Genomic DNA, 9,515 nt, shown 5'->3' with positions numbered 1-9,515 from the left:
ATAAAAGGTGCTTGCCCATTTTTTTTCTTAATTAGAGAATTTGAGAATTAGCTAATTAGGGCTTATCTTAAGCCATGTCAAGGCTCCCAAATAGTGAAAATCCTATCGTTTTAAAGACCTTTTCTTTTGCAGTAGACACTGCAAGGTACTGTAAGGCTCTGCGAGAAAATTAGGAGTTTCCGCTGGCAAATCAGCTATTTAAGAGCTCTACCTCAATTGGAGCAAATGTTCGGGAGGCCCAAAACGCAGAAAGCAAAGCTGATTTCATTCATAAATTCAAGATTGCAATTAAAGAGGTTGAAGAAACTGAATATTGGTTAGCTTTGTGCACCGAATTGTATGATCATACTGAGCTATCGGTTTTAAAAGAACAATTAATTGAAATTCAAAAAATCATAAATAAAATAATTTCCACAAGTAAAATAAAGCCCACCAGCTAATTAGCTCGTTTGCCAATTTGCTAATTCACTAATTTCCTAATTCCTAATTAAACACATGAAATTCTTCATCGATACCGCAAACCTAGCACAAATTAAAGAAGCACAAGCCTTAGGCATTCTTGATGGTGTAACTACCAACCCGAGCCTAATGGCTAAGGAAGGCATCACTGGCCATGACAATGTTATCAATCATTATAAAGCGATATGTGATCTGGTGGAGGGCGATGTTAGCGCCGAGGTTATTGCGACGGATTTTGATAATATGGTAAAAGAGGGCGAAATATTAGCTGCTCTTGATTCTAAAATCGTAGTAAAAGTTCCGATGATTGCTGAAGGTATTAAAGCAATCAAATACTTTAGCTCTAAAGGAATCAAAACCAACTGTACTCTGGTATTTTCTTCCGGACAGGCATTGCTTGCTGCTAAAGTTGGTGCAACTTATGTTTCTCCTTTCATTGGCAGATTAGATGACGTTGCCACAGATGGCTTAACGCTTATCGAGGATATCCGTATGATTTACGATAATTACAATTTTGACACCCAGATCCTGGCAGCATCTGTTCGCCATCCGATGCATATTATCAACTGTGCAAAGATTGGTGCAGATGTAATCACTGGCCCATTGTCTGCAATGTCAGCCCTGATGAAACACCCTTTGACTGATAGCGGATTGGCGCAGTTTCTGGCGGATCATGCGAAGGCGGCAGGGAAGTAATTCTTCACCTCTCACTCATGAAAAACCCCTTTGATCTCCTAATTATCGGCGGCGGCCCCATTGGCATGTCATGCGCCATCGAAGCGCAAAAAGCCGGTTTATCTTATGTGATCATTGAAAAAGGATGCCTTGTCAATTCACTATATAATTATCCTGCGAATATGACTTTCTTTTCCACTTCAGAGAAATTGGAGATTGGAGGGGTACCGTTTGTATCTAATAATATCAAACCTACGAGAGCGGAAGCATTAGAATACTACCGCCGGGTTGCCGATAAATTTGATCTGAATCTGCGTTTATTTGAGAAGGTGGAAAGTGTAAAAAATCAGGCGGGACAATTCATTATCACCACACAAAAAACCGGGTATACAGCCGCGAATATTATTGTATCTACGGGCTTTTATGACCTGCCTAACCTCATGAATATCCCCGGTGAGGAGCTTACGAAAGTCAGACATTACTATAAGGACCCCCATTTTTATGCCCGCCAGAAGGTTCTGGTAGTTGGGGCTAATAATTCTTCCGTGGATGCTGCATTAGAGACCTTTCGCAAAGGTGCGGAAGTGACTATGGTGATACGCGACGCGCAGATCGGTTCCCGCGTAAAGTATTGGGTTCGCCCCGATATCGTTAACCGAATCGAAGAGGGAAGTATTAAAGCTTATTTCAATTCAGACCTCATTGCCGTTCGCGAGCATGAAGTCGACATACAAAGCGACCAGGGCACGATAATTACGATCCCTAATGATTTTGTCCTGGCGATGACCGGTTATCAGCCTGACTTTTCATTCCTTAAAAGTTTGGGTGTGAACCTTTCTGATGACGATCTGAAATTACCTGAGCATAATCCCGAAACCATGGAAACTAATGTCAAAGGGCTTTATCTGGCGGGAGTAGTTTGCGGTGGAATGAATACCCATCAATGGTTTATTGAGAATTCGAGGGAGCATGGGGAACGAATTGTGCGGGATATTAGGGATGGTAACCGACCCAAAGGATAAAAGGAGTTGTACGTTTTACTTAACTAATAAGTTCCAACACCTCCCCCAACGGCTGATCACTATCAATCAAAATCCCCCTCACCCCTGCCGCTTCGCCTGCTATGACATCCCGTTCACGGTCGCCGATAAAGTAAGATTTGGAAGCATCAACCTGGTATCTGGCAATTGCTTTTTCAAGCATAAGCGAGCCTGGCTTACGGCACAGGCAGGATCCGTTATATTCAGGATGATGATTGCAGAAATATGCTTCGGTAATTTTTATACCCTGGTCGGCGTAGGTTTTGATTAAATGCTCATGCATTTGCTGGAGGGTATCCCTGGTATACCAACCTTTGGCCAAACCACCCTGATTAGTGATTACAACTAAAAGGTATCCCCTTGCCTGTAGTTCGCGGAGTGGTTCGAAATTATGTTCCAGAATGTGAAAATCTTCCAGTTTGCACACATAATCGCCCATTTCCCTGTTTAACACCCCATCCCGGTCTAAAAAAACTGCCTTATTCATCAGATTACAATTGTATTTGCAGATGCGTAAAAATATTATCTTTAAATGTAAATTCACATTTGTGCCATTCCATATCCAATATCAAACGGGTCTGGAAGCAGGCATAAATGCAAAGCGAAACAAAAAATGTCAGAAACTAAAACACAAAAACCTTTTCAGCCTTACATTGCTGCAAACAGTAATGTGGCCGAATTTACCGTAAAATCAGTACTTCTCGGTGCTATTTTCGGAGTAATTTTTGGAGCTGCGACAGTTTATCTGGCGCTAAAAGCTGGGTTGACGGTATCAGCCTCCATTCCAATTGCCGTGCTGGCAATTTCAATCGGACGTAAATTCTTTAAGACGACTATCCTCGAGAATAATATCATCCAAACAACTGGTTCAGCAGGTGAATCTATCGCAGCTGGAGTGGTGTTTACCCTGCCCGGTTTTTTGTTTTTATCAGCCGGCAGCAACAGCGAATCCTTCTTTTCTTACTGGCCTATATTTTTCCTCGCTGCTCTGGGGGGTATTTTAGGTACATTGATGATGATTCCTCTACGCCGCTCCCTGATCGTAGAAGAACACAATAACCTTCCCTATCCGGAAGGGACAGCTTGCGCATCAGTACTGATCGCCGGTGAAAAGGGTGGCGATTTTGCCAAGACCGCCTATTACGGTCTGGCATTTGCCTTCGCCTATGCGATTCTGCAAAAGGTGTTTCACGTGATTGCAGAAGCTCCTACCTGGGCTACTACGCAAACCAATAAATATTTTCCATCAGCCACTGTGAATGGCGAAATAACCCCGGAATACATGGGTGTAGGATACATTATCGGACCAAAAATAGCAGGTGTGCTGGTGGCTGGAGGTGTACTTGCATGGCTAGGCCTGATCCCCCTTCTGGCAAGCCTTGTTCCAGCAGAAAGTATTGCTGCACAGCTCGTGAAACTTGGTTATTTAAAGGATGTTTTGACTCCGGGCAGTTCTGCGGGCTGGGATCCGGGCACAAAGACATTTGCTAATACTGCTACAGCTGTCTACCTGGCTTATGTCAGGCAAATTGGCGCCGGGGCTGTCGCTGCGGGCGGTTTCATCACCCTTTTGAGAACTATACCAACCATAGTTTCCTCTTTCAAATCGAGCCTGGCATCTATAAATAAAAGTGGTGAAGAGAAAAAAGCGGTAAAAAGAACAGATGATGACCTGTCTTTCAATACAGTAATCTTTGGCAGCATCGCTTTAGTAGTATTAATGGCCGTTTTGCCACAAATACCCGGTGACTCTATACTAAATAAACTGCTGATCGGCGTATTGGTAATCGTATTCGGTTTCTTTTTCGTCACAGTGTCAAGCCGTATTGTAGGATTGATCGGCACTTCATCAAATCCAGTATCGGGAATGACGATAGCCACGTTAATGGGAACCTGCCTGATTTTCATTAGCATTGGCTGGACAGGCGAGTTCTACGAACCCATGGCATTGGTTGTCGGAAGTATGATCTGTATCGCTGCGGCTAATGCCGGGGCAACATCACAAGATCTGAAAACCGGTTATATCGTTGGCGCTACTCCCCGCTATCAGCAGCTGGCACTATTTGTAGGGGCTATCGTGTCTGCCGTAGTGATAGGTCTTACCTTATCGATCCTGGATCGCCCGAATGCGGAAATGATCTCTCAGGGAATCAATCATGCAATAGGAACAGAAATGTATCCGGCTCCACAGGGAACCCTGATGGCTACACTTATAAAAGGCTTGCTTTCGTTCAACCTGGATTGGCAATTTGTACTTGTAGGCGTTTTCCTTGCCATAACCATGGAACTTTGCGGAGTAAAGTCTTTATCATTTGCCGTGGGTGCTTATCTCCCACTTTCGACCACGCTGCCAATTTTTGCGGGCGGCGCAATTAAAGGTTTAGTTGACCGCCGGTCAAGGAATCAACATGAGAAACAGGAGGATGAAGATTTGGGACGAGGGAATCTTTTTGCTACGGGCTTAGTGGCTGGTGGGGCACTTATGGGTGTTCTTTATGCTTTCCTGATGGCATTTGAAAGTACTGCGGGTCCGGTTGGAAGTCTGAATATGGAGGAACACCTTGTCGGGGCGCTCGGCGAAGGGGGATTTCAGATACTGGGATTTTTGTTTTTTGTAGGGATGGGGCTTACTCTGTATCGAATTTCTACAAATGACTCACCCCGCCCGAAACAATAAACTTCATCGCATCACTGGCACTCATGTTCAGTGGCTTAACGCGATCCATGCTGACGAAGCAAAGTTGTCCGGCGAAGGAGTATGATAAGGGAAAATACACAGCAACTTCTCCGGGGTATCCAATTTTAGTGAGATCCTTCTGCGTGATGAAACCGATCTTCTTCAGGCCGGTTTCATTAACTTCAACAACCACAGGCTCGCTGAACTTTTTGTCATCGCCAACAAAAGCCTCAGTCAGATCTTTAAAGGAAGTGTAAATTACATTGAAAATAGGCAGTCTTTTAAACCAGCGAGCAAACCACTTTTTAATTGGATCGGTCACAAAATTTGTGACAATAATTCCAACAACAATTAAAATTATAATGACTGTAAGGATTCCGAGCCCGGGAATGTAGATCGGCTTGCCCGTTTGATCAAACCAGATCACATCGCTCAGATTCAGGGCAGTATCCACTTTGACAAATATCCAGTATATCAGGAATATGGCGGCTGCGACTGGAACCAGGACAAGGGCGCCCCTGATCATATAGTTTAATAATGCCTTTACAACTCTATTCATAATAATAAACCCTTTTTACTCTCTGTGAAATCCCGGTAAGGACCTCGTATGGTATTGTTTCTAGTTGTTTAGCGATATCTTCAATTCGTATGACGTCGTTAAAGACGATCACTTCGTCGCCTTCAGCAGCATTGATCCCTGTGATATCAATCATACACATATCCATACAGATCTTACCGATAGTTTTTACTTCTTTCCCGCGAACGAGCATCCTGCCTACCCCGTTGCCAAGTCGTCTGTTATATCCATCGGCATAGCCAATCTTAACAGTCGCAATTGTGCCTCCCGCAGGCATTTTTCCTTCCCTGCCATAACCTACCGTATCACCCGGCGCTATCTGTTTTATCTGCGAAATACTGGTTTTCAGCGAAGTTACGGTTTGTAAGGGAGATTTTTCAGAAATGGATGGATCGATCCCATAAAGGCCTATCCCCAGTCGCACCATATCGAAGGCGGCTTCCTGCCAGCGGCTGATGGCGGATGTATTAGCAATATGTCGGAGGACCGGGTAATTATAGTTCTCTGCAATCTTTGCGGCCAGATCAGTAAACAGGCTTATTTGCTGCTTTGTAAATTCATCGTGTTTTGGATCTTCACTGGCAACCAGGTGTGAGAAGATACTTTGGATATGGACATATTTGTTCCCCTTCAGGTATTCGATTAACTGAGCAGTCTCCTTCTCCACGAAACCGAGGCGATGCATACCCGTATCGAGCTTAATGTGAACAGGGTAGTCTTTTAAGCCCTTGCGACTGAGCAATGCTACAAACTCTTCCAATATTCTCAGACTGTAAATCTCCGGCTCAAGCTTGTTCTCGACAATAGTTTCAAAGGACATCGAATCAGGGCTCATAACCATTATCGGGAGGTTCGTGCCTGCTTTTCGTAATGCCACCCCCTCATCTGCGTAAGCAACTGCAAGGTAGTCGACCTTATTAAATTCAAGTAAATTCGTGATCTCAAAACTTCCGCTGCCGTACGAGAAGGCTTTAACCATGGCCATTATTTTCACTCCCTGGGGTAAAAGCGACTTATAATAATTCAGATTATGTTCCACCGCATTCAAGTTGATCTCTAAAACGGTTTCATGCACTTTTTGAGTAAGAAGCTGACTTATCAGCTCAAACTCGAAGGGTCTTGCGCCTTTCAGCAAGATAGTCTCATGCGAAAATTTTACTGGTGGGAAAGCATTCAGAAAATCAGCAGTAGTTTCATAAAATTCTTTCTCGCATGGAAATTCTGCTCCATACTCTCCAATCAGTTTTCCCACTCCTATTAGCCGGTCGATAGATTTATTTTCGATCATCTGCCCAATCCTCTCATATACCTGTTGGGGATCAGAACCCGGGATGTCTGAAAGAATCAGGGTACGCCTTGGGTGCTGGTTCTGCTGATTTAGGAAATCGAGAGCAATAGCAAGGGAAGATAGATCCAGACTATAAGAATCATCTATTACAGAACAGTTATTAATGCCAGTTTTCAGTTCCAGCCTCATACCGATCGGAACCAATTTCTCCAGCCTCTTATCAGCCTCTTCGGGCTCATAACCAAGTGCAAGTAGAGTCGCCCAGCAAATGATGGCATTTTCAACGGAAGCCTGATCAGTGAAAGGGATCACAGCTTCTACATCCTTGCCATTAAAGCGGCCCCGCAAGAACTGGTATTTCCCTTCCAGCACTTCATCATCAAAAACTTCAAGATCCCCTTTATCGCGATAAGACCAGGTAAATTTATTTGTTCCGGGCAGCTCCCCCTGATACTGATCCAGGTATTTGGACGAATAAATGAATAGATCTACGCCTTCGAATAGTTTAAGCTTTTCGCGAATTTTCTCTTCCCGCGATTCAAAGCCTTCCTGATGCGCTTCTCCGATATTGGTCAGGATGCCGATTGTTGGCTGTATCACGGCGGCAAGTGCAGCCATCTCACCCGAAGTGGAGACCCCTGCTTCAAAAATTGCAAGGTCATTTTCTTCATTCATTTCCCATACGGAAATGGGGACGCCCAATTGAGAATTATAGCTTTTCGGGCTTCTGACAATATTATTTTCAGGAGCGAGAAGCTGGTAGAGCCATTCTTTAACAACAGTTTTCCCGTTACTCCCCGTGATCCCGATGACGGGATATTGAAATCTCGAACGATGCATTGCGGCTAGGTCCTGAAGTGCTTTCAAGGTGTCATCTACAGTGTAAAAATTACTTCCTTTATACTTCAGGTGATCAAAATCCGGATCAGAGACCACAAAGTTCCTCACTCCTGCTTCGTAAACTTCAGCAATAAAACTGTGGCCATCGCGACGTCCTTTAAGCGCAAAAAAGAGAGCCTGGTCCATGTCGCTTAGCTTCCGGCTGTCGGTCAGGAGTGCCCTGATCACCGCATCTTTAAGCTGAACCGATGCTTTCGCATGCATTCCAGCCGTAATTTCTTCCACAGAATAAAGGATATGATTCATTGCTTGCTAATTTCACTAAAATTTAAAGAATAAACAGATATTTACGTTATTTCATAAACTTGAGAAACGAAGAATCCACACCTAAAGTTTTTAGCAGAGCCCAATGCCGGATGAAGGCTGAAAGCTACTGCGCATATCAGGAACGCTCCCAGCAGGAAGTGAGAAACAAACTTTATGACTGGGGCCTGCATGAGAAGGATGTAGAAGAGATCATTTCGGAACTTATTCAGGAAAATTTCCTCAATGAAGAACGTTTTGCGCTAGCCTATACTCTGGGTAAATTCCGGATCAAAGGCTGGGGTAAAGTCAAGATCCGGCAGGGCTTGAAGTTGAAACGTGTACCTGATAAAATGATTATAAAGGCTTTAAACGGCATTGATCAGGATGACTACATGGCGAAACTTAAAAGCCTGATTGAGAAAAAACAAGCGACAGTGAGAGAAAGTGATCCATTTAAGTTAAGGTTTCTGTTGTGGAGATATGCGGCGCAGAAGGGGTATGAGATGGAGTTGATTGGGGAGGTTTTAAAGGGTGAGGATTAACTCTCCCGAACCACTTGTGAAAGAGCAAAAAAAGCCCGCCCCTAATCAGGGGCGGGCTCATTGCGATCAAAGATCTTCTCATTCCTCAGATCTCATATCTCAGATCTCACATCTCATTCCTCATTACAACCTCTTTCCTTCAGAATCAACCTCCACAATTTCATAACCCAGCTTTTCAAGCCCTGGTTTAATTGCAGCTTTATCTCCCACAATCACAATATTCATTTTATCAACCGGCAGGTGTTTTGCCGCTAATGCATTGATCTCTGCTTTTGTGATGTTCTGTAGGATGTCGTTCTGTTTTTTCACAAAACCTTCATCTAAATCATAACGAATGATATTATTCAGGAATGCAGCTTTTTGGAAACCTGTTTCGTACTTACGTGCATCACTTTGGCCGATAGCACTTTTTACAAAAGCAAGTTCTGCATCAGTGATTCCCTCCTCTTTGTAGCGTTTGATTTCTTTCATAAACTCTACAACAGAGCTGTCGGAAACATTGGTACGGACACCTGCAGAAGCAGTATACGGACCGGCCGACTCAGTTCCGGAAAAACCAGAACCGGCTCCATATGTATAGCCTTTATCTTCACGCAGGTTAAGGTTGATACGGCTGTTAAAAGCACCACCAAGAATATAATTCATAAGTCCTGCACGGTAGTACTCTCCAGTTGCATCATAAGGCAAAGCCAAATAGCCAATGCGTATCTCCGATTGTGCTGCTTTATCTTTATTTACCAAATAGATTGTAGTCTTGTCAATTGTCGCTGGTTTAGCATCTGCCGGTATTTGCACCGGTTTAGACTGCCATTTATTCAGGAAGGCCAGCTTAGGCATGATAGCTTTTTGCTCAATATCTCCAACAATAACAATATCTGCAACTGAAGCAGAGAAGTTATCATTATAGAACTTCTTCACATCATCCAAAGTTATTGAAGCAACGCTCGCGCTTGTACCGCTATTAGGGATAGCCATGATGTGGTTTTCCCCGTATAATAATTTATTGTATACATTGGAAGCAACAACCGGAGCCTGGGTACTTTGATTAGCGATCGACTCCAGTGTCTGTTTCTTCAAACGGTCGAAATCAGCCTGGTCGAAACGCGGGTGC

9 protein-coding genes are annotated in these 9,515 nt (G+C 43.8%); 5 read left to right on the top strand and 4 right to left on the bottom strand.

The genetic code is table 11. The annotated features are described in order from the left end of the window. Window positions 1-182: 182 nt before the first annotated feature. The 3 genes from WBJ10_RS04085 to WBJ10_RS04075 are packed head-to-tail and all read left to right on the top strand — an operon-like array spanning window position 183 to window position 2,156. Complete coding sequence (locus WBJ10_RS04085) at window positions 183-440, top strand: four helix bundle protein (RefSeq protein ID WP_424288277.1); 258 nt, start codon at window positions 183-185, stop codon at window positions 438-440. A 55-nt stretch (window positions 441-495) separates the two neighbouring features. Further along, window positions 496-1,155 (top strand): fructose-6-phosphate aldolase, encoded by a 660-nt coding sequence (gene fsa, locus WBJ10_RS04080; RefSeq protein WP_424288276.1) that lies wholly within the window; start codon window positions 496-498, stop codon window positions 1,153-1,155. Between the two features lie 17 nt (window positions 1,156-1,172). Next, window positions 1,173-2,156: a YpdA family putative bacillithiol disulfide reductase gene (locus WBJ10_RS04075; protein ID WP_424288275.1), complete on the top strand. Its 984-nt coding sequence runs from the start codon at window positions 1,173-1,175 to the stop codon at window positions 2,154-2,156. 19 nt (window positions 2,157-2,175) lie between these two features. Here the strand turns inward: WBJ10_RS04075 and WBJ10_RS04070 are convergent, their stop codons facing one another. After that, window positions 2,176-2,661: a D-glycero-alpha-D-manno-heptose-1,7-bisphosphate 7-phosphatase gene (locus tag WBJ10_RS04070; RefSeq protein WP_424288274.1), complete on the bottom strand. Its 486-nt coding sequence runs from the start codon at window positions 2,659-2,661 to the stop codon at window positions 2,176-2,178. Window positions 2,662-2,787: 126 nt separating this feature from the next. Here WBJ10_RS04070 and WBJ10_RS04065 point away from each other — a divergent pair, with 126 nt between their 5' ends. After that, the gene (locus WBJ10_RS04065) at window positions 2,788-4,851 is read left to right on the top strand and encodes an OPT family oligopeptide transporter (RefSeq protein WP_424288273.1); all 2,064 of its coding nucleotides are present in this window, start codon (window positions 2,788-2,790) and stop codon (window positions 4,849-4,851) included. Here WBJ10_RS04065 and WBJ10_RS04060 read toward each other — a convergent pair. Next, a complete protein-coding gene (locus tag WBJ10_RS04060) occupies window positions 4,820-5,410 on the bottom strand; it encodes a DUF502 domain-containing protein (protein ID WP_424288272.1) in 591 nt (196 codons plus the stop codon). The genes WBJ10_RS04065 and WBJ10_RS04060 overlap by 32 nt on opposite strands. Further along, a complete protein-coding gene (locus WBJ10_RS04055; protein ID WP_424288271.1) occupies window positions 5,403-7,862 on the bottom strand; it encodes a bifunctional UDP-N-acetylmuramoyl-tripeptide:D-alanyl-D-alanine ligase/alanine racemase in 2,460 nt (819 codons plus the stop codon). The genes WBJ10_RS04060 and WBJ10_RS04055 overlap by 8 nt, the downstream gene beginning before the upstream one ends. A 59-nt stretch (window positions 7,863-7,921) precedes the next feature. Here WBJ10_RS04055 and WBJ10_RS04050 point away from each other — a divergent pair, with 59 nt between their 5' ends. Then, the gene (locus WBJ10_RS04050) at window positions 7,922-8,404 is read left to right on the top strand and encodes a regulatory protein RecX (protein WP_424288270.1); all 483 of its coding nucleotides are present in this window, start codon (window positions 7,922-7,924) and stop codon (window positions 8,402-8,404) included. A gap of 123 nt (window positions 8,405-8,527) precedes the next feature. Here WBJ10_RS04050 and WBJ10_RS04045 read toward each other — a convergent pair. Next, on the bottom strand, window positions 8,528-9,515 hold a 988-nt coding region (locus tag WBJ10_RS04045), incomplete at its 5' end, for a M16 family metallopeptidase (protein WP_424288269.1).

This window comes from Daejeonella sp. (genome assembly GCF_049655485.1).
Classification (GTDB): Bacteria; Bacteroidota; Bacteroidia; order Sphingobacteriales; family Sphingobacteriaceae; genus Daejeonella.
Note: the sequence above shows the minus strand (reverse complement) of the source record. Positions and strands in the feature narration are given on the sequence as shown.

What these genes read in the sequence shown, in the direction of transcription:
- fsa (WP_424288276.1), top strand. Translation starts at nt 496, where the DNA reads ATGAAATTCTTCATCGATACCGCAAACCTAGCACAAATTAAAGAAGCA.
- WBJ10_RS04075 (WP_424288275.1), top strand. Translation starts at nt 1,173, where the DNA reads ATGAAAAACCCCTTTGATCTCCTAATTATCGGCGGCGGCCCCATTGGC.
- WBJ10_RS04070 (WP_424288274.1), bottom strand. Translation starts at nt 2,661, where the DNA reads ATGAATAAGGCAGTTTTTTTAGACCGGGATGGGGTGTTAAACAGGGAA.
- WBJ10_RS04065 (WP_424288273.1), top strand. Translation starts at nt 2,788, where the DNA reads ATGTCAGAAACTAAAACACAAAAACCTTTTCAGCCTTACATTGCTGCA.
- WBJ10_RS04060 (WP_424288272.1), bottom strand. Translation starts at nt 5,410, where the DNA reads ATGAATAGAGTTGTAAAGGCATTATTAAACTATATGATCAGGGGCGCC.
- WBJ10_RS04055 (WP_424288271.1), bottom strand. Translation starts at nt 7,862, where the DNA reads ATGAATCATATCCTTTATTCTGTGGAAGAAATTACGGCTGGAATGCAT.